General features: G+C 71.9%; 18 protein-coding genes. 12 read left to right on the top strand and 6 right to left on the bottom strand.

All coding sequences use genetic code 11. The features are described 5' to 3' along the window. The first annotated feature begins 73 nt into the window (after positions 1-73). The 3 genes from EO776_RS08275 (at position 74) to EO776_RS08265 (ending at position 3,110) form a co-directional block, all read left to right on the top strand. Entirely contained in the window at positions 74-1,186 is a 1,113-nt protein-coding gene (locus EO776_RS08275; RefSeq protein ID WP_094520477.1) for a DUF3179 domain-containing protein, read from the top strand. Next, on the top strand, positions 1,176-1,811 hold the full coding sequence (locus tag EO776_RS08270; protein ID WP_094520476.1) for a hypothetical protein: 636 nt from the start codon (positions 1,176-1,178) through the stop codon (positions 1,809-1,811). Before EO776_RS08275 ends, EO776_RS08270 begins: the two co-directional genes overlap by 11 nt. An 81-nt stretch (positions 1,812-1,892) precedes the next feature. Further along, positions 1,893-3,110 carry an MFS transporter gene (locus tag EO776_RS08265; protein ID WP_049929436.1) on the top strand — a complete coding sequence of 406 codons (1,218 nt, stop codon included), beginning with the start codon at positions 1,893-1,895 and terminating at the stop codon, positions 3,108-3,110. Positions 3,111-3,158: 48 nt separating this feature from the next. On the opposite strand, the gene EO776_RS08260 is transcribed toward EO776_RS08265, so the two are convergent. Continuing rightward, positions 3,159-5,270 (bottom strand): peroxidase family protein, encoded by a 2,112-nt coding sequence (locus tag EO776_RS08260; RefSeq protein ID WP_094520475.1) that lies wholly within the window; start codon positions 5,268-5,270, stop codon positions 3,159-3,161. Between the two features lie 180 nt (positions 5,271-5,450). Here EO776_RS08260 and EO776_RS08255 point away from each other — a divergent pair, with 180 nt between their 5' ends. Next, the gene (locus tag EO776_RS08255) at positions 5,451-6,236 is read left to right on the top strand and encodes a PHP domain-containing protein (protein WP_049929439.1); all 786 of its coding nucleotides are present in this window, start codon (positions 5,451-5,453) and stop codon (positions 6,234-6,236) included. A gap of 225 nt (positions 6,237-6,461) precedes the next feature. Here the strand turns inward: EO776_RS08255 and EO776_RS08250 are convergent, their stop codons facing one another. Next, complete coding sequence (locus EO776_RS08250; RefSeq protein WP_049929440.1) at positions 6,462-7,700, bottom strand: mandelate racemase/muconate lactonizing enzyme family protein; 1,239 nt, start codon at positions 7,698-7,700, stop codon at positions 6,462-6,464. A 96-nt stretch (positions 7,701-7,796) separates the two neighbouring features. Here EO776_RS08250 and EO776_RS08245 point away from each other — a divergent pair, with 96 nt between their 5' ends. After that, positions 7,797-8,276 (top strand): TRAM domain-containing protein, encoded by a 480-nt coding sequence (locus EO776_RS08245; protein ID WP_049929441.1) that lies wholly within the window; start codon positions 7,797-7,799, stop codon positions 8,274-8,276. 39 nt (positions 8,277-8,315) lie between these two features. Here the strand turns inward: EO776_RS08245 and EO776_RS08240 are convergent, their stop codons facing one another. Together EO776_RS08240 and EO776_RS08235 are read right to left on the bottom strand one after the other, a co-directional pair. Continuing rightward, complete coding sequence (locus tag EO776_RS08240; RefSeq protein ID WP_049929442.1) at positions 8,316-9,440, bottom strand: geranylgeranyl reductase family protein; 1,125 nt, start codon at positions 9,438-9,440, stop codon at positions 8,316-8,318. 58 nt (positions 9,441-9,498) lie between these two features. Then, the gene (locus EO776_RS08235; RefSeq protein ID WP_100050481.1) at positions 9,499-11,745 is read right to left on the bottom strand and encodes a thioredoxin domain-containing protein; all 2,247 of its coding nucleotides are present in this window, start codon (positions 11,743-11,745) and stop codon (positions 9,499-9,501) included. A gap of 141 nt (positions 11,746-11,886) precedes the next feature. On the opposite strand from EO776_RS08235, the gene purD reads away from it, so the two are divergent. Further along, positions 11,887-13,170: a phosphoribosylamine--glycine ligase gene (gene purD, locus EO776_RS08230; RefSeq protein ID WP_094520473.1), complete on the top strand. Its 1,284-nt coding sequence runs from the start codon at positions 11,887-11,889 to the stop codon at positions 13,168-13,170. 75 nt (positions 13,171-13,245) lie between these two features. Continuing rightward, positions 13,246-13,794 (top strand): acyltransferase, encoded by a 549-nt coding sequence (locus tag EO776_RS08225; protein WP_049929445.1) that lies wholly within the window; start codon positions 13,246-13,248, stop codon positions 13,792-13,794. Positions 13,795-13,817: 23 nt separating this feature from the next. Here the strand turns inward: EO776_RS08225 and EO776_RS08220 are convergent, their stop codons facing one another. Further along, positions 13,818-14,117, bottom strand: a complete 300-nt coding sequence (locus tag EO776_RS08220; protein WP_049929446.1) for a DUF5798 family protein — start codon at positions 14,115-14,117, stop codon at positions 13,818-13,820. A gap of 127 nt (positions 14,118-14,244) precedes the next feature. Between EO776_RS08220 and surE the strand changes: the two genes are divergently transcribed. After that, the gene (surE, locus tag EO776_RS08215) at positions 14,245-15,039 is read left to right on the top strand and encodes a 5'/3'-nucleotidase SurE (RefSeq protein WP_049929447.1); all 795 of its coding nucleotides are present in this window, start codon (positions 14,245-14,247) and stop codon (positions 15,037-15,039) included. Between the two features lie 13 nt (positions 15,040-15,052). Here the strand turns inward: surE and EO776_RS08210 are convergent, their stop codons facing one another. Beyond that, entirely contained in the window at positions 15,053-15,730 is a 678-nt protein-coding gene (locus EO776_RS08210) for a nucleotide exchange factor GrpE (RefSeq protein WP_086216808.1), read from the bottom strand. Positions 15,731-15,878: 148 nt separating this feature from the next. On the opposite strand from EO776_RS08210, the gene EO776_RS19625 reads away from it, so the two are divergent. From EO776_RS19625 to EO776_RS08190, 4 genes are all read left to right on the top strand, one after another. Beyond that, positions 15,879-16,025, top strand: a complete 147-nt coding sequence (locus tag EO776_RS19625; RefSeq protein WP_303648461.1) for a TrmB family transcriptional regulator sugar-binding domain-containing protein — start codon at positions 15,879-15,881, stop codon at positions 16,023-16,025. A gap of 145 nt (positions 16,026-16,170) precedes the next feature. Beyond that, positions 16,171-17,109 carry a DUF1028 domain-containing protein gene (locus EO776_RS08200; RefSeq protein ID WP_100050480.1) on the top strand — a complete coding sequence of 313 codons (939 nt, stop codon included), beginning with the start codon at positions 16,171-16,173 and terminating at the stop codon, positions 17,107-17,109. Positions 17,110-17,189: 80 nt separating this feature from the next. Continuing rightward, entirely contained in the window at positions 17,190-17,513 is a 324-nt protein-coding gene (locus EO776_RS08195) for a BolA family protein (protein WP_100050479.1), read from the top strand. 47 nt (positions 17,514-17,560) lie between these two features. Further along, positions 17,561-18,088: a hypothetical protein gene (locus tag EO776_RS08190; RefSeq protein WP_094520472.1), complete on the top strand. Its 528-nt coding sequence runs from the start codon at positions 17,561-17,563 to the stop codon at positions 18,086-18,088. Positions 18,089-18,108 lie beyond the last annotated feature (20 nt).

Raw genomic sequence — 18,108 nt, 5'->3', positions numbered from 1 at the left:
GCCGGAGATCGGCTGTGCGTGTGAATTACACCTGCGCTGCGGATTTTATACGCTCGAAGCCGGAGACGACGACATGTACCGAACCCGTCGCGCGGCGCTGGCCGGGATCGCGGCGGTCGGCGGGGCGTCCCTCACCGGCTGCCTCGGGGGCCGAGCGACGGACTCCGTCACCGGAGGCGCTGAGGACACGGGTGCCGGAGCTCCCCCGCCGACCGTCGACGCCGGCTATCACCTCGCGTACGAGGCCGACACCCTCGTCTCCGAGTCGCTCGACGGCGGCGTCGGCAAGGATGGGATCCCTTCCGTCGACGACCCCGCGTTTCGGCCGATCGCGGAGGCGGATATGGCTGGCAACGAGCCGGTGTTCGGCGTCGTCCGCGGCGGCGAGGCGAAGGCGTATCCACGTCGCATCCTCTCGCACCACGAGATCGTCAACGACGAGGTCGGCGGCGAGTCGGTCGCGATCACCTACTGCCCGCTCACCGGGACGGCACAGGGGTTCCGTCGCGGCGACACGACGTTCGGCGTGTCGGGCCGGCTCGTGAACTCGAACCTGATCATGTACGACCGCGCCACCGACAGCTGGTGGCCGCAGATGCTCGCCACCGGGGTCGACGGGTCGATGGCCGACGAGACCCTCGACGAGTTCCGCGTCGTGTGGACGACCGCCGGCGAGTGGGCGACGCGACATCCCGACGCTTCCCTCATGACCGAGGAGACCGGCTACGTCCGCCGCTACGACAGCGACCCGTACGGGAGCTACGCGCCGCTGAGCGGGTACTACGTGCGGGACGGGACCAGGTTCCCGCCGCTCGCGTCCCCCGAGGACGGCCACGCGAAGTCCGTCGTCATCGGGGCGCGGACCGCGACGGGCGCGGTCGCCTTCGACAAGACCACGCTGCTCTCGGAGCGAGTGCTGACCGGGAACGTCGGCGAGGGCGGCCCCGCCGTCATCGCCGTCGCCGACCCTGCCCTCTCGACGGGGTACGTCTACCGGAACCCCGACGAGGTCGCGGTCGAACCGGACGGCGACGAGTACCGAGTCGACGGTGAGGGCGGGTTCGAGGCTGCGGACCTGCCGCTCGAACGGCTGCTCGCGTTCGACGCGATGTGGTTCGCCTGGTACGGCTTCTACCCGGACACCGCGTTCGTCGGGGAGCACACGCGGGCGGGCTATGGGGGCTGAGACCGCCGCGCCGGCCGCGTCGCCGCGCGCGTGGCTCGCCGGACTCGTCCGCCGGACGGTGTTCGCCGTCCGCGCCGCCCTCGGTCGGCGCGACGGCCGGGCGACCGCGGGTGCCGTCACCGGCGCCTATCTCATTGCCTACCACCTCGGACTCGGCCACCTCGGTCTGCGCGCCGGCGCGGTCGAGTCGGCCGGGACGCCGCGGTTCGACCTCGTCGTCGCCGCCGACCCGGTCGCGCTCGCGACCCGGCGCGTCGCGCCGTTCCAGTACGAGCCCGTGGCGCTGCTCTCCGCGGGACCGGTCGAGTACCTCTTCGCTCCCGTCAACGCCGCCCTCGGGCTCGCGCTCGCGGTGCTCGTCGGCGTCACGCTCGCCGTCTCGGTTGTCGCGTGGCGCGGCCCCTCGGCCTGTCGGATCGGCGCCGGCGCGGGGGTCGCCGCGGGCCTTCCGGGGATCCTCTCCGGGGTCGCCTGCTGCGGCCCCGCGTTCCTGGCGGTGATCGGCCTTCAGGCCTCGGCGGGACTGCTCGCCGCGTTCCGGTGGTTCATGCCGGCGTCCGTGGCCGGGCTCCTCCTCACGCTCCTGTGGGTCGGGAGCCGGGTCGACCCGGGGGCCGTGGGCTGACCTCGCCCGACCGGCTCACGGCCTGCTGGAACCGAAAGTGTTGACGGCCGACCGCCCCGATGAGTCGCCCGTGACTGTCGGATGAACTGGCGGTACCGCCACACGGTGTTGACGCTGTGTATGCTGGCGTTCTTCGTGACGTACTTCGCGCGGCTGGCGATCAGTCCAGTCGTCCCCCTCATCATCGACGACTTCGGTGTCTCGAACACGGCGGTCGGGGTGGCGCTCTCGGGGATGTGGTTCGCCTACGGCCTCTCGCAGTTCCCGAGCGGGATCCTCGCAGACCGGTTCGGCGAGCGTCGGGTGATCCTCGTCGCCGTCGGCGGCACGACCGCGATGAGCCTCGCGCTCGCCGTCGTACCGGTCTTCCCCGCGTTCGTGCTGGCGGCGGTGCTCCTCGGGCTCGTGGCGGGGCTCCACTACGCGGTGGCGACCACGCTGCTCTCGCGGACGTTCGACGACCTCGGCACCGCGGTCGGGATCCACTCGCTCGGCGGCCCGCTCGCCGGGCTCGTGGCGCCGGTCGCCGCGACGTGGGTCGGCGTCCGCTACGGCTGGCGGCCCGGGGTCGCGCTGGCCGCGGTCGTCGGGGTTCCCATCTTCCTCCTGTTCGCGCGGCGGGTCCGGCCGACCGAGCCGCGGCGCCCCGACCAGCCGATGGCGGAGCGGCTCCAGGTCGGCCCGCTGCTCGAACTGGTCGGGCGCCGTGAGGTGCTCGTCCCGCTCGTCGTCGCCACGCTCGGCACGTACGTCGCGCAGGGCGTCATCTCTTTCCTGCCGACGTTCCTCGTGGAGCTCCGGGGGTACGACCCCGCGTTCGCCGGCGGCGTCTTCTCGGCGTTCTTCGTCGTCCGCGCCGGCGCGCAGGTCGGGCTCGGCCGGCTCTCCGACCGGCTGGGCCGCGACGCGAGCATCGCCGCGGCCCTCCTCAGCGGCGCGCTCGGCCTCGGAGGGCTGGTGGCGCTCCCCGACCTCGTCCGGCTGCCGGTCCCGGTCGGGCTACCGGCGCTGCCGACGGTCGGCGGGCTCGGGATCGTCGTGCTGCTCGCCGGGCTCGGGTCGAGCTTCTTCTCCGCCATCGACCCGCGATTCATGGACGCCCTCGGCGACGCGGAACGAGGCGCCGGGTTCGGCCTGATACGGACCGTCTACACGGTGATCGGCTCGGCCGGCTCGGTCGGCGTCGGGCTCGTCGCGGACCTGTTCGGCTGGGGCGCGTCGTTCGCCGTCATCGCCGGCATGTCGGGGGTCGCGTTCCTCGTCATCTCCGCGAACGCGCTCGTCGGCGAGCGGCGGTGAGGGATGGCGCCTCGCCGACGTACTGCCCGTTAGCCGACGTACGGCCGCCTAACCGACGTACCGCCGCCTCGTCGTGCGCTCGCCGTCGGGGGCGTACACGGTGACGACCTCGCCCTCGTCGTCGAGCGCGGGCGCGTCGCGGCCGAGGTAGTGGTCGGTCGCCGTGTCCGCGCCGGCGCCGACGTGAACCGTCAGGGTCTCGTCGGGCCCGAGCGTCGCGTCCGGGAGGTCGTCGCGCTGGCCGTCGAGGTCGATGACGTACCCGGTCAGGCCGATCGGCTCCGCCGCGGCGTTCCGCAGGGTCACCGACTCGTCGAGCGCGTCGCCGGTCACGTCGCCGGCGTCACCGTTAGCTCCCGCATCGCCGCCGCTCCCCGGGCCCGCGTCGACGGCCTCGATCACCAGTCCGTCGGGGTTCGCCTCGGCCGCGAACGCCGTGATGTCCGCCAGCGTGTACCCGTCGGTCGCCGTCGGCTGCGGGAGGCTCGGCTCCCAGCCGTCGGGCGCGGCGTTGGGGTAGGCGGTCTCGTCAGCCTCGATCAGCCCGATCAGTGTCTCGGCGACGATCCGACTGCCGACCGCGCCGAGTCGCTCGCCGTCCTGCTGGTAGTCCGCCTCGGCGAGCACGTAGTACCAGAGCGGCGAGTCGGGGTCTGCGCCGCGACCGTGCGCCCGCAGCGTCTCCATGATCGCCGATTCGTCGCCGAACGCCTCGTTGCGGATCGGATCGTACCCCATCCGCGCGGCGACGTCCTGTCCGGAGGCCAGGCCGAGCGCCTTCCCGCGCCGGAGGTTCCGGACGGCGAGCGAGGAGTCCCCGGCGATCGGGAGGTTGAACAACGTCGGCGCGAGGAGGGGCTCGATCTTCCGCGAGGGCTGGTAGTCGCCGTCGCCGGTGTCGAGCAGCCGCGACCAGTCGACGACGAGGTCGCTCGGGACCGGTCGGCCGCCGCGGAGGTTCCGCCCGTCCCCGGGGCCGGTCGGGAACAGCGGCACCTCGCCGACCTCGTCGTTGACGTCGAACGCGTGTCGGATCATGCTGTGGCCGAAGCGGTACGCGGCGCCTCCGAACTCGACCGGGATCGCCGGCGTGCGCCCCGGCGGCACGAAGTGTTGTCGGCCCCGCTCCTCGATGTCGGCCAGGACGTAGCGGTCGCAGATCCGGGGGAGGAAGTCGCGTCGCACGACCCACTGGTAGTGCCACCTGACGAGTCGCTGCGCGGCTTCAAGGACGGACTCGCCGTCCTCGACGAGCGACGATCCGGGACCGCGGAGGTGGTCGACGACGCGGTTGTGGAAGTTCACGAAGGCGAGCTCGAGCTGCGAGACGACGACGTTCTCGTCGTTCCGCGGGTCGCCGATCAGCGCGATCCCCTGCTCGTTCCGCTGGAGGTCCGTCCCCGGGAGCCCCGAGAGCCCGCCGCCGTCCTCGGCGTCCGGCGCGACCGCGTCGCCGGTGAGAAGCTTTCGCTCGTCCGTCTCGTGGTCGTAGAGGAACGGCGCCGCCTCCGCGTTCGTCCGGTACAGCGAGTCGAGGTCGAGCGCCGGCGTCCGGAAGTTCCGCAGCGCGGCCGGGTCGTTGCGCCGGTCGATGTCGGAGGTCGGGTCGAACGTGAGGTCGTGGTCGACGAACTGACCGAAGATGCCGTAGCCGGCCGGCGTCTCGGCGTCCCCGACCGGGTCGTCGGGCGACTCCATCATCGGCGCCCCCGCCTCGCCGTCGGCGCCGCCGAGCGTCCGGAGTAACTCCTCGTCGCGGTCGTACGGGTCCAGCTCGGGGAACTGCGTGTGGAACCGGTGGCTCCGGACCGGGCCCGCGGCCGTACACGCGGCCTCGTTCATCCCGCGGTGGTCGCTCCCGCCGTGGAGGGCGACGCTGCGCGCGTTCACCGAGAGGTGGAGCGCCGCCTCGCTCCCGTCCGGTCGTCGCCGCCGTCGGACCGGCTCCTCGGTCCCGCCCCGCGCGGGGTTCCGCACGGTGAACGAGACCTTGTCGAGGTCGGCGCCGCCGTCCGCTTCGAGGACGAAGTTCCCGTCGTCCTCGGTCATCCAGTGGCCGATGCGGTCGCCGTCCTCCCGTTCGCCGATGACTATCCGCCCCGCCAGCGGCCGGGAATCGCCGTCGACGACGCGACATGTTATCTTGTCGGTAGCGCCCATGGGTTGATGTGACACACATAAGTATCAAAAAATTATCTAAATGAACTTTCAACTCGTTTCCCGGATTATATTGCTGGCTTCGCTCCCGTCGGTCGGGCGACGCGCGCTTGACGGGCCTCCGCACGCCAGCCGTTCGCACGCGACCCGAACATTCGAGTCCGCCCGAGACGAACTGCCGTCGTGTACGACTACCACGCCCACACGAACTACTCGGACGGGGCGTTCCTCCGGTGGATGGTCGAGGCCGCCGCGGACGCCGGGCTCGACGGGATCGGGCTCGCAGACCACTGTAACGTCTCGCCGGCGCCGAACGCGCGGGAGCACAAGCGCGCGTTCGGGTTCAACCTCGACCTGACCTACGAGCGGCGCCGCGACGCGATCGAGTCGGTCCGCGACGACGTCGACGTCGACGTGTTCGACGCGGCGGAGATGGACTACGACCCCGAACACGCGGACGCGATCGCCGAGTTCCTCGACGAGGCGGACTTCGATTACGCCGTCGGCAGCGTCCACGACCTCGACGGCGTCAACGTCCACACGCGCTCGCACTTCGCCGACAAGCCCGAGGCGGAGCGCCGCGAACTCGTCGACCGGTACTTCGAGAAGCTGGTCGCCCTGGTCGAGTCGGAGCTGTTCGCGATCGCCGCGCACCCGGACTTGGTCGAGCGCAACCCCCACCTCCGCGGGTTCGCGACCGAGGACCACTACGCCGCGGTCGCCGAGGCGTTCCGCGACTCGCGGACCGTCCCGGAGATCAACGCCGGGCGGCTGCTCGACGGCTACGGCGAGTTCCACCCGGCCCCCGCCTTCCTCGACCGCCTCGTCGACGCCGGCGTCGACGTGAGCGTCGGGACCGACAGCCACGAGCCCGACGTGATCGATCCCCGGGTACAAGAGATCGAGACGGAACTCGACCGTCGCGGGCTGGAGCCGGTCCCCCTCGACCGGATCGTCGCGGACGCCTGACGCGGTCGCTCACGCCCTCGAGAGAGCGACCTTCGAAAACGCAGCTATTTCCTCGTTTGATTTCGGCTTACGCCTCGTCAAACAGCGCAGCGCTTCGCGCTGCTGGCTCGCCCCGGCTTACGCCGGATCGGACGACGGGAATCGGAGATTCGCTCGCCCGACGAAGCTACGCTTCGTCGAACACCGATAGGCTCGCTCCGCTCTCCTATCGAGTTCGACTTCGGCTTACGCTTCGTCGAACAACGTCTCGCCCTCGACCATGTGGTCCTCGACGGCGTCCATGTCGAGCGTGACGCCGAGGCCCGGCTCTTCCGGCACCTCGATGTACCCGTCCTCGATCACACTCTCCTCGACGAGGTCCTCCCACCAGCCGAGCTCGTAGGAGTGGTACTCGATGGCGAGCGAGTTCGGGATGGCGGCGCCGACGTGCGCCGCGGCCATCGTCGCGACCGGCGAGGCGACGTTGTGCATCGCGACCGGCACGTAGTACTGGTTCGCGATGTCGGCGATCTTGCGGGTCTCGCGCATGCCGCCGACCTTCGGCAGGTCGGGCGCGACGATGTCGACCGCCTGGTTCTCGATGAGCCGGCGGAGCTCGGTGACGCGGTAGCGGTTTTCGCCGACCGCGATCGGCGTGACCGTGTTCTTCGTGACCTCCTCCTGGACTTCGAGGTTCTCCGGCGGGACGGGGTCTTCGAGCCACCACACGTCGTACTCCTCGATGGCGTCCGCGAGGCGCTTCGCGGAGCCGCCCGAGAACGTCCAGTGGCAGTCGAAGGAGACGTCCGCCTTGTCCTTCACGCGCTCGGTGACCTTCTCGACGATCTCCGCCTTGTGGCGGATCTCGCCGGGGCGGAGGTGGCGATTCGCGCGGTCCTTCTCGTGGCCCGAGGGGACGTCGAGGTCGAACTTCAGCGCGTCGTAGCCGAGTTCGTCGACGACGCGCTCGGCCTCGTCGGCGCAGGCCTCGGGGTCCGCCTCGTCCTCGGTGTGACAGTCGCAGTAGACGCGCATCTCGTCGCGGTACTTCCCCCCGAGCAGCTGGTAGGCGGGCACGTCGAGAATCTTGCCGGCGAGGTCGTGGAGCGCGACTTCGATGCCGGAGATGGCCGTGACCGTGACGCCCTCGACGGAGCCCTCGCCGGACATCTTCTGGATCAGGTGCTCGTAGAGGCGGTCGATGTCGAGCGGGTTCTCGCCGATCACGAACGGCTTCATGCGCTCGATCAGCTCCGGGACGCCGGCGCCCCAGTACGCCTCGCCGGTGCCGACCACGCCCGCGTCGGTGTAGACGCGGACGAGCGTCCACGGGAAGTTCCCGTCGACCATCGTCGTCTGGACGTCCGTGATCTCGACGTTGCGATCGCCGCCGCGCGTCCCCGTGGTCCCCATCGTCTCGGCGGAGAGCTCCCGCATCGTGTACTCCGCGTTCGGGTCGTGGAGCGACTCGTAGTTCCGGCTCATACCCCCCAATTTATTCGGAACAGGGTAAACGTTTACCATCGGGCGTGGGACGCCTGAACAGGTGGCTTTTCATCCCCGTGCGCGCAACGGGTGGGCATGGTCGAAATCACGGATTCTCTCGCGTGTCTGTACACGGGTCGGGTCGAGTCCCGCGGCGACGACTACGTCGTCACCGTCCCCGCGTCGGAGATCGAACACGGAAGCGTCAGCGTCGGCGAGACGTACCGGATCGCCGTCCTCGACCGCTCCGACGGCGAGCCGTCGGCGGCGGCCGACGACGGGGCCGCGTCGTCCGTTCCCGACGCCGACGCCGACGCCAGCGGCCCCCCGTCCGACGGGGGCGATCGACCCACCTCTCGCGGGGCCGCCGGGGCCGTCCAACCCGACCCGCCCGTCTCGGAGGGAGAGGTCCGCGAGGTGACGATCGAGACGCTGGGCGACAAGGGCGACGGGATCGCGAAGATCGAACGCGGTTACGTCGTCATCGTCCCCGACGCCGAGCCCGGCGAGGAGCCGACCGTCGAGATCACGAGCGTCCGGGAGAACGTCTCGTTCGCGAACGTCGTCGAGGAGTAGCGCCGCGCTGCGAGGTCGCGAGACCCTTCGAGTCCGCCGTCACGCGTCTCTCTCTACGCGGCCTTCCTCGGGCGGCTCGGCCCGCGAGAACAGCGCCCGGAGGTTCGACGGCGAGAAGAACGAGGACGGCTCGTCCATGTGGACGCCGATCTCGCCCGAGAGCGCCCGCAGCCCGACCCGCTGGACCGGCTCCGGCAGCGAGTAGCACCGCCGTATCGCCTTCCCGAGCCGGATCTCCGTCGACAGCTCCTCGCGCCACTGCGACTCGTAGTCGGCGAGCGTCGCCGGGTCGCGCGGGTCGATCGCCGCCGCGGCGACATCGGCCGCGCGCATCCCGTATAAGATTCCGCCTCCGGTGAACGGCTTCGTCTGCGCGGCGGCGTCGCCGATCAGGAAGCCGCGGTCGCTCGTCGTCCGCGCCGGCGGTCCCACGGGGATCGCGCCCGAGCAGCGACGGTCCGTCGTCGCGCCGTACGCGTCCGTGAGCCGGTCGAAGCCCGCCGACACGTCCTCGCTCGGCGGCGCCGCGAGCCCGTACTCGACGCCGGCGTCGCCGCGGGGGATCCGCCACGCGAAGAACGTCGGCGCGGTGAGGTGGACGTCGACGTAGTCGCCCGCGTCCGCCGCGTCGTCGAACGCGAGGACGCCGTGGAGCAGTTCGTCCGGCTCCGGGAGGTCGAGCGCGCGGCGCACCCGCGAGGTCGGACCGTCGCACCCGGCGACCATGCGCGCCTCGAAGCGCTCGGTGGCGCCGTCCGCGAGGCTAGCCTCGACGACGACGCGGTCGCCGCGCTCGTCGACCGAGACGACGGTGTGGCCCTCCCGGAGGTCCGCGCCCGCGTCCTCGGCGAGGTCCGCCAAGGTCCGATCGAGGCCGACCCGGTCGATCACGTTCGACACGGGCTCCCGCTTGTAGAACGGATAGGGGGCCGACTCCGGCCCGCCGACGTGGAACCGCGCGCCGAACACTCGGTTCTGCCGGAGCCGGTCTACCGCCCCGTCGTCGACGTACTCCCAGAGGTCCGTCGAGACGTGGCCGGAGCAGGCCAGCGGTTCGCCGACGGTCCCCGACTCCAGCAGGAGGACCTCGCGTCCCGCCTCGGCGGCCCGGCGCGCGAACCGCGACCCGGCCGGCCCCGCTCCGACGACGACGAAGTCGTACACGCCCGTAATCACCGTCCCGAGACGGCTAAACGGTTCCGGCTCCCGACCGGTTCGCGGATCACTCGTCGCCGCCGAGCCACGCGAGCGCCGCATCGAGGTCGGTCCGGGGCGGCGAGCAGGCGAACCCCTCGCAGACGTAGGCGGTCGGCTCGCCGTCGGTCGCGTCCCGGTCCGCCCAGATCGGCGGGGCCTCGACCATGTCAAGGCGGTCGAGCCACTCGTCAAGGCCCGCGTCCGTGGCCGGGCGCGGCGCGACGAGCGCGCCCGGCAGGTACCGCTCGCCGAGCGTCTCGCGCCACTCGTCCGGCACCTCGTCGGCGGCGACCGTCACCTCGATCCCCCCGGTCTCGACGAGGTCCGCGGCCCGGACGAGCGAGGCGTGTTCGAGCGGACCGCCGCGGATCCGGTCGGCGTGGGTCGTCACGACGCGCTCGGCGATCTCCCGGAACTCCCCGCCGGTCCGGAACCCGTCGAGGAGCGCGAGCGTCTCGGCCGCGACGCCGAGGCTCGACGGCGTCGACCGGTCGGTGAACTCCTGCGGCCGGGCGATGAGCGGGCCCGCGTCGGCGCGCTCTCCCGCCCCGCCGGTCCCGTCCCCGTCGAGGTCGCTCGTGAAGTATATCGTATCGTCGTCCGCGTCGTAGAACTCCGCGACGAGCGCGTCGGCCAGATCTAAGGCGAATCCGAGCGCCTCCGGGTCGCCGGTCGCGGCGTAGGTGTCGAGCGCGCCGCGGGCGAGGAACGCGTAGTCGTCAAGGTACCCCGGCCCGCGCACGTCGCCGTCGAGCCAGCGCCGGGCGAGCGCGCCGGTCTCGGCGTCGGGGTCGTAGAGCCGGTCGCGGCAGAAGTCGAGTGCCTCGCGGGCGCTCTCGGCGTACGGCTCGCCGAGAGTGTCCCCGGCCCGCGCGAACGCCGAGATCGCACGCCCGTTCCACGCCGCTAGCACCTTCTCGTCGCGGGCGGGCCGCGGTCGCGACTCGCGGGCGTCGAACAGCGCCGTGCGCGCCTCGGTCAGCGTCTCGCGGACCGCCTCGGGCGACTGCTCGCGGTCCGCGGCCAGCTCCGCGACCGACGCCGCGACCGTCGGGACCGTCGTGCCGCGCTCGAAGTTCCCGCCGGGCCGGATCCCGTACCGCTCCTTCGCCAGCGACGCCGCCGGCTCGTCGAGGACGGCGTCCACCTCCTCGGGCGTCCAGACGTAGAAGGCGCCCTCCACGTCCTCGCCGTCGCTCGCGCCCTCGCCGTCTCCGCGGCTCGCATCCCCGTCGTCCCGGCGGCTCGCGGGCTGTCGGCTCCGCGCGTCGAGCGTGCTGAAGAAGGCGCCGCCCTCGTGTCGCAGCTCGCGGTCGAGGAACGCTAGCGACTCGCTCGCGACGCGAGCGTACCTCGGGTCGCCGGTGAGCCGGTAGCCGTCGGGGTAGACCATCGGTAGTTCGGCGTTGTCGTACAGCATCTTCTCGAAGTGGGGGACGGTCCACTCGCGGTCGACCGCGTAGCGGTGGAACCCGCCGCCGATCTGATCGTACATCCCCCCGTCGGCCATCCCGTCGAGGGTTCCGGTCGCGGCCGACAGGAGCGCGTCGCGGCCGCGGCCGGCGTACGCCCGCATCAGGAGGTCGATCCGGCCCGGCATCGGGAACTTCGCGCCGCCGCTCCCGAAGCCGCCGTGTTCCTCGTCGTAGCCGCGCAGCGCGGCCGCCGCGGCCGTGTCGAGCAGGTCGTCGCCGGGCGGCGAGGCGCCCCCCTCCTCCGAAGCCGGCGGTTCCGGCGTCGGCACCGACTCCAGCTCGTCGCGCGCGCTCTCGGCCCACTGGTCGGCGCGCCGCTCCATCTCCTCGCGCTGCTCGGGGTCGCTCCACGAGTCGGCGATGCGCTCGCAGAGCTCGCGGAACCCGGGCTGGTTCCGCCGCGGCTCGGGCGGGAAGTACGTCCCGACGTAGAACGGCTTCCCCTCGGGCGTACACCACGCCGAGAGCGGCCACCCGCCCCCGCCGGTGACGAGCTGGGAGACGGTCATGAACGTGCTGTCGACGTCCGGGCGCTCCTCGCGGTCGACCTTGATCGGGACGAACGAGTCGTTCACGACCGCCGCGACCGACTCGTCCTCGAAGCTCTCCTCGGCCATGACGTGACACCAGTGACACGAGGAGTAGCCGATGGAAACGAACACCGGCGCGTCGTGCTCGCGGGCGCGCTCGAACGCCGCGTCCCCCCACGGCTGCCAGTTGACGGGGTTGTCGGCGTGCTGTCGGAGGTAGGGACTCGCCTCCCCGTCGAGGCGGTTCCGCTCGGTCGGCTGTGACATGGGCCCGGTTCGGCCCGGCGCGACAAAAGGCGTCCGGGGCGCGCCGAGCGCCGCCGCCCGCGACACGGGTATCCACGAACAAGCACATATCGGGCCGCGGAGAGAGTAAGGTTTACACTACCGTGCGGTCACCCGTCGGGCATGACGGAGACCGTGCTGCTTGTGGGGGGCGGCGGCCGCGAACACGCGCTCGCCCGAGCGGTGGCTGACGACTGCGCGCTGTACGCCTGCGCGAGCGTCCGGAACCCGGGGATCCGGCGCCTCGCGGACGGGTTCGAGTCGATCGACGAGACCGACGCCGAGGCCGTCGCCGAGTACGCGACCGCGGTCGGCGCGGACCTTGCGGTCATCGGCCCGGAGTCGGCGCTGGAGGCCGGCGTCGCGGACGCCCTCGACGACGCCGGCGTCTACGCGTTCGGTCCGCGGGCCGCGGAGGCCCGCCTGGAGACGGACAAGGCGTACCAGCGGGAGTTCATGGAGCGGAACGCGATCCCCGGCTGCCCGGACTACGCCGTGTTCGACGACACCGAGGCGGCCTGCCAGCACATCGACGAGTACGACGGCGACCTCGCGGTCAAGCCCGCCGGGCTCACCGGTGGCAAGGGCGTGAAAGTGATCGGCGACCAAGTGACGGCGGCGGAGGCCAAGGCGTACCTCCGCGACTCCGACTACGACCGCGTCGTCCTCGAGGAGCGGCTCGTCGGCGAGGAGTTCACGGTTCAGGCGTTCGTCGCGAACAGAGACGTGCGGACGACCCCCGCGGTCCAGGATCACAAGCGCGCCTACGAGGGCGATGAGGGGCCGAACACCGGCGGGATGGGGTCGTACACCGACACCGGCCGCTCGCTCCCGTTCATGGCCGAGGGCGACTACGAGGCCGCGGTCGACGTGCTGGAGGCCGTCGTCGACGCGCTCCCCGACTACAAGGGCGTCCTCTACGGACAGTTCATGCTCACCGACGAGGGGCCGAAGGTCGTCGAATTCAACGCGCGGTTCGGCGACCCCGAGGCGATGAACACGCTGCCCGTCCTCGACACGCCGTTCGTCGACGTGCTCGCCGCCGCTCGCGGCGGCGACGCGCTCCCGGAGCTCGACTTCTCCGGCGAGGCGACCGTCTGTAAGTACGCGGTCCCCGACGGCTACCCGACCGACCCTGACGCGGGCGCGGCGATCGCGGTCGACGAGGAGAGCGCGGGGGACGCGCTCCTCTACTACGCCAGCGTCGACGAGCGCGACGGCGGGCTGTACACCACCACCTCGCGGGCGTTCGCCGTCGTCGGCCGCGGTGACTCGATCGCGGCCGCCGAGGCGCAAGCGGAGGACGCCCTGGCCGCCGCGGGCGACCGCGTCCGCATCCGCCACGACATCGGGACCGCCGACCTCGTCCAGCGCCGGATCGACCACATGGACGAACTGCGACCCTGAACCGGCCCGGCCGCTCGGTCGGCGGGTCGGCGGCCCGGAGCGACCCTTTTATCCTCCCCGTCCGAACGGCGTGACGTGACAGACGACGACCCAGACGCGACGCGCGAGGATTTGTCCCGAAGCGACCGCCTCGACAGGTTCCCGACGCCTGGCGTCCGGAACTCCCTGTGGTCGTGGCCGGACGCGAAGTCGCCGCTCGCGGTCGTCCGCAACTACGTCGTCATCGTCCTCGCGCGGATCTGCCCGAGCCTCCGGCTGAAGAACTGGCTGCTCCGGCGGATCGGCGTCGCGGTCGGGGAGGGCGTCTCGTGGGGACTGGAGTCGACACCGGACGTGTTCTGGCCGGAGCGGATCCGGGTCGACGACGACGCGATAATCGGGTACGACGCCACGCTGTTGTGTCACGAGTTCCTCCACGAGGAGTACCGGCTCGGCGACGTTGTCGTCGAGGAGCAGGCGATGATCGGCGCCGGGGCGGTCGTACTCCCCGGCGTCACGATCGGTGAGGGCGCGCGCGTCGCCGCGAACTCGCTCGTCGCGGAGGACGTGCCGCCGGGCGCGACCGTCGCGGGGGTCCCGGCCGAGGTCGTCTCGCGGTCGGACCCGGCCGCGAGCGACGACTGACCGGGGGGCTACGCGGCAGCGGTTTACACGGCGTCGTCGTCCGCGTCGCCGCCGTCGCTCGCGGTCCCTTCCTCCTCCGCGTCGGTGATGTGTGCCTCGGTGCTCACCCGTTCGAGGTCGACGCCGACCTCCTCGGCGACGGCGTCGAGGACGGCCCGCTGCTCGGCCATCTCGTTTTCGAGCGTCTTGACGCGCTCAGAGGTGTCTATCACCGTCTCCTGCGTCTCGTCGACCTCGTCGCGGAGCTCGCTGATCTTCTTGTAGGTGCGCTCCGCGCGGTCGGCGAGCGTCTGGATCTTCTTCGCGGTGTCCCCGAATCCCATACCGACGCGTCGGTCCGGCGATACGTGTGCTTTTCCGTTCGGTGCGGCCCTCCCGAACCGTCGGTTCGCCGACCGCCGCGGCCCCGACCGACGGTGGACTTTTGCCCGACTCGCCCCTGATACGGGTATGAGCGTGGACCGGATCCTCCTGACCAACGACGACGGCGTCGACGCCGCGGGACTGCGCGCGCTGTACGACGCGCTCGCCGAGGAGTACGCGGTGACCGTCGTCGCGCCCGCGGCCGACCAGTCGTCCGTCGGCCGTCTGCTCTCCGAGGACGTGGCCGTCGAGGACCACGAACTCGGATACGTCGTCGACGGCACCCCCGTCGACTGCGTCGTCGCGGGGCTCGACGAGCTCGTCCCGGAGGTCGACGCGGTCGTCGCGGGCTGTAACGAGGGCGCGAACCTCGGGGCGTACACGCTCGGGCGGTCGGGGACCGTCTCGGCGGCGGTCGAGGCGGCGTTCTTCGACGTGCCCGCGGTGGCGGCCTCGATGTACGTGCCCGGCGGCGACGATTGGTGGAAACGCGAGTTCGAGGGCGCCGACTTCGCGCACGCGGCCCGGGCGACGCGGTTCCTCGTCGACGAGGCGGTCGAGGCGGGCGTGTTCGACCGCGCGGACTACCTCAACGTCAACGCGCCGATCGCGGACGAGGACCGCGCGCCGCTCCGCGTCACGACCCCCTCGACGTGGTACGGGCTGCGCGCGGAACGGAACGGGGACGGTCGCGTCGGGTTCTCCGATCCGATCTGGGGCCTGATGAACGACGACGACGTCCCGGACCCCGTCGGCACCGACCGGCGCGCCGTCGTCGACGGCGAGGTGTCCGTCTCGCCGCTATCGGTCCCCCACGCCGCCGAGCCGGAGGCGGGCCTCGACGAGCTGGCGGAGGCCTACGAGGCGACGGTGCGGTCGTGAAAAGCGGGCCGCGCTACTCGCCGTCGCCGGTGCTGACGGTCACCTTCGCCTCGCTCAGGACGCGGTCGCCCATCTCGTAGCCGGGCTCGTACACCTCGTGGACGGTCCCCTCCGGGCGCTCGCTATCGACGCGGAGCATCACCTGATGGCGCGCGGGGTCGACCTCCTCGCCCGGCTCGGGGTCGATCGCCTCGACGCCCTCCTCGGCGAGCACGTCGTCGAACTTCTCCAGCGTCGACTCGACGCCGGGGCGGAGGTCGCTCCCCTCGTCCTGGTCGAGCGCGCGCAGCAGGTCGTTCCGGACCGGCGTGAGCCGCTCGACGAGCGCCTCGGAGGCGCGCTCCCGGATGTCCTCCTGCTTCCGCTTCGCGCGCTCCTTGTAGTTGCTGAAGTCGGCCTTCACGCGGGCGAGCTTGCTCGTCAGCTCTTCGACCTCCTCGTCGCGCTCGCGGAGCGCCTCGCGGGTCTCGGCGAGGTCCGCCTCCAGCGCCGCCACCTCGCGGGCGAGCGCCTCGTCGTGCTCGGCGACGGCCGCGGCCAGCGCCTCGCTCTCGGCGCGGGCGCCGCCGTCGTCGCCGGCGGCCGACTCCCCGCTCGCTCCGTCGGCGGTCGCCTCCGCCGTGCCGTTCGCTCTCGCCGCGTCGCCCTCGTCGTCGGCGGACTCGACATCGACGGCGTCGTCGTCGCTCATACCCGATGGAAGTCGGTCGGCGGGGATAAGCGTTCAGAACCGCGGCGAGATCGACCCAGCGCTCCGCGATCTCGTCGGCGAGGTCGTCAACGCCGAACACCTCTCCGACGCCGCGGTCGGCGCCGACTAGGCCCCGAGCGTCACGGCGCTGACGGGGATCGCCTCCATCGCCGTCGACGACGGCGACGAGCGGTGGACCGTCGGCGGGTGGGGCGCGGCCTACGAGGACGTGGAGGCCGACCGGATCCACGTGACCGGCGCCGCGGCCCCGACCTGGGCCGAGCTAGCGGAGTGACGCGAATCTGGGCGGCGGAGTGACGCGAATCGGGGCGGCGGGGGCGACGCCGATCGAAGTGGCGACGTGACGCCGCCCGAAGCGCTCGACTCTGGCTCGCGCGACGGGCGGATTTATGCTCGTCGCCACCCACGATCGGTTCCGTATGCCACCTCGACCCTCGACGTTCTCGATCGCCGCGCGCGATCCGGAGACGGACGCGGTCGGCGTCGCGGTCCAGTCCAAGTTCGTCGGCGTCGGCGCCGTCGTCCCGTTCGTCAGCGCCGACGCGGGCGCGGTCGCCACACAGAGCTTCGCGAACGTCGCCTACGGCCCCGACGGGCTCGACCTGCTCCGCGAGGGGCACGCCCCCGCGGAGGCGATCGACCGGGTCACGGGCGCCGACGACGAGGCGCCCTCGCGGCAGGTGGGGATCGTCGGCGTCGACCCCGAGGAGCCCCCGGCGGCGTTCACGGGCGACGAGTGTCACGACCACGCGGGCGACCGACAGGGTGACCATTACACGGTCCAGGGGAACATCCTGGAGAACGCCGACACCCTCGACGCGATGGCCGCGGCGTTCGAGGAGACCGACGGGGGGCTCCCGGAACGGTTGATCGCCGCGCTCCACGCGGGCAACGAGGCCGGTGGCGACAAGCGCGGCGAGCAGTCCGCGGCGCTGTACGTCGCGAAGCCCGAGGGCAGCTACGACGGCAGGAACGACCGCTGGGTCGACGTGCGCGTCGACGACCACGAGCGGCCGATCGACGAGTTGGAGCGCGTGTTCAAGATATACGACGTGACCCTCCTCGAACGCGAGGCGCCCGACGAGACGCGGGAACTGGCCGGCGAGACGGCGGTCGCTGTCGGGTCGGCGCTCGCCGACCTCGGCTTCTACGACGGCGAGCCGACCGCGGAGTTCGGCGAGGACGCTCGCGACGCGCTGGAGTCCTTCCGCGGCATGAACAACTTCGAGAACCACTCGCTCGCGGTGTTGGAGGACGCCGTCGCACGCGGGTGGGAGGAGACGGCCCCCGGTGACGACGCCGAGTCGCGGCTCGTCGACGCTATCTGGAACGGGCTCTCGCGGCTCGACCGCGTCTGAGCGCGCTCCCCTTGCCAGAGCGCGTTCGCCCCGCCGGACGTGGCCGGTCGACTTTTGCCCCTCCGCAACCGAGCGGGACCATGTCGATCGAACCCGACAAGGTGGCCGACCTCATAGAGGCGGACCTCCCCGACGCGGTCGCCCGGGTCACCGCGCCCCGGATCCACAACGACGAGGACGAGGACGCCCACTTCGCGGCCGTCGTCGTCTCGCCGGCCTTCGAGGGCGAATCGCTCGTCGACCAGCACCAGCGCGTGTACGACGCGGTCGGCGATCACATGACGCAGTCGGTCCACGCGTTGGAAATCAAGACGTACACGCCCGAAGCGTACGTGGAGCACGGCGACGGTGCGCTCGCCGGTGACCTCCGCGATGCCGGGCTGCTCCCCGTCGACGAGGCCTGAAACTGCGCCGCGTTTTCGCCGACTTCCCGCTTCCACCCTCCACGCTGATGCGATCCGAACTCGTCCGCGCCGTCCGCGGGGTCCTCGCCGCGGTCTCGCTGCTGGCGTTCGTCGCGCTCTTTCTGGCCGTCGAGGCGCGCGTCACCTCTGCGACCGTCCTCGGCGGACTCGCCGCGGTCGCGGTCGCGGCGCTGTTCGCGGCCGCCGGCCGCTCCGGGATCCGGCGGCTGCTCGGCCGGGGGGATTCGGGTCCCCGTGGAACAGCGGAACGGACCGCCGAAGGCGACGCGTGGCTCGACGAGCCGGTCGACGATACGGCGTGGACTGACCGATCCGACCGTGCTGGCGACGACCCCGAGACCGACCGGCCGCTCGCGAGGCTCGAACCCGCGCTCGACGACGCCTGGAACCGGTGGTCGGACGCCGCGCTGACGCTCGGGCTGGCCGCGCTGGGAGTCGGCGCGCTCGTGCTGCTCGCGACTTATCCGGGCGACGATCCGCCGCTCGGGCTGCTGTTGCTGGTCGCGTTCGGGATCAACGGGGCGCTCGTCACGCTCCCGTTCGTTTTTAAATAAGGGAGTGCGGCGTCGGCGTT

This window comes from Halorubrum ezzemoulense, from assembly GCF_004126515.1.
Taxonomy (GTDB): domain Archaea; phylum Halobacteriota; class Halobacteria; order Halobacteriales; family Haloferacaceae; genus Halorubrum; species Halorubrum ezzemoulense.
This window is presented reverse-complemented; position numbering and strand designations above follow the sequence as displayed.

Bases quoted from the DNA above. Each gene is read 5' to 3' on its own strand.
- EO776_RS08200 (WP_100050480.1), top strand. From the start codon at position 16,171: ATGCCACCTCGACCCTCGACGTTCTCGATCGCCGCGCGCGATCCGGAG.
- EO776_RS08265 (WP_049929436.1), top strand. From the start codon at position 1,893: ATGAACTGGCGGTACCGCCACACGGTGTTGACGCTGTGTATGCTGGCG.
- EO776_RS08210 (WP_086216808.1), bottom strand. From the start codon at position 15,730: ATGAGCGACGACGACGCCGTCGATGTCGAGTCCGCCGACGACGAGGGC.
- EO776_RS08220 (WP_049929446.1), bottom strand. From the start codon at position 14,117: ATGGGATTCGGGGACACCGCGAAGAAGATCCAGACGCTCGCCGACCGC.
- EO776_RS08235 (WP_100050481.1), bottom strand. From the start codon at position 11,745: ATGTCACAGCCGACCGAGCGGAACCGCCTCGACGGGGAGGCGAGTCCC.
- EO776_RS08245 (WP_049929441.1), top strand. From the start codon at position 7,797: ATGGTCGAAATCACGGATTCTCTCGCGTGTCTGTACACGGGTCGGGTC.
- EO776_RS08190 (WP_094520472.1), top strand. From the start codon at position 17,561: ATGCGATCCGAACTCGTCCGCGCCGTCCGCGGGGTCCTCGCCGCGGTC.
- EO776_RS08275 (WP_094520477.1), top strand. From the start codon at position 74: ATGTACCGAACCCGTCGCGCGGCGCTGGCCGGGATCGCGGCGGTCGGC.
- EO776_RS08260 (WP_094520475.1), bottom strand. From the start codon at position 5,270: ATGGGCGCTACCGACAAGATAACATGTCGCGTCGTCGACGGCGATTCC.
- EO776_RS08270 (WP_094520476.1), top strand. From the start codon at position 1,176: ATGGGGGCTGAGACCGCCGCGCCGGCCGCGTCGCCGCGCGCGTGGCTC.
- EO776_RS08250 (WP_049929440.1), bottom strand. From the start codon at position 7,700: ATGAGCCGGAACTACGAGTCGCTCCACGACCCGAACGCGGAGTACACG.
- purD (WP_094520473.1), top strand. From the start codon at position 11,887: ATGACGGAGACCGTGCTGCTTGTGGGGGGCGGCGGCCGCGAACACGCG.
- EO776_RS08195 (WP_100050479.1), top strand. From the start codon at position 17,190: ATGTCGATCGAACCCGACAAGGTGGCCGACCTCATAGAGGCGGACCTC.
- surE (WP_049929447.1), top strand. From the start codon at position 14,245: ATGAGCGTGGACCGGATCCTCCTGACCAACGACGACGGCGTCGACGCC.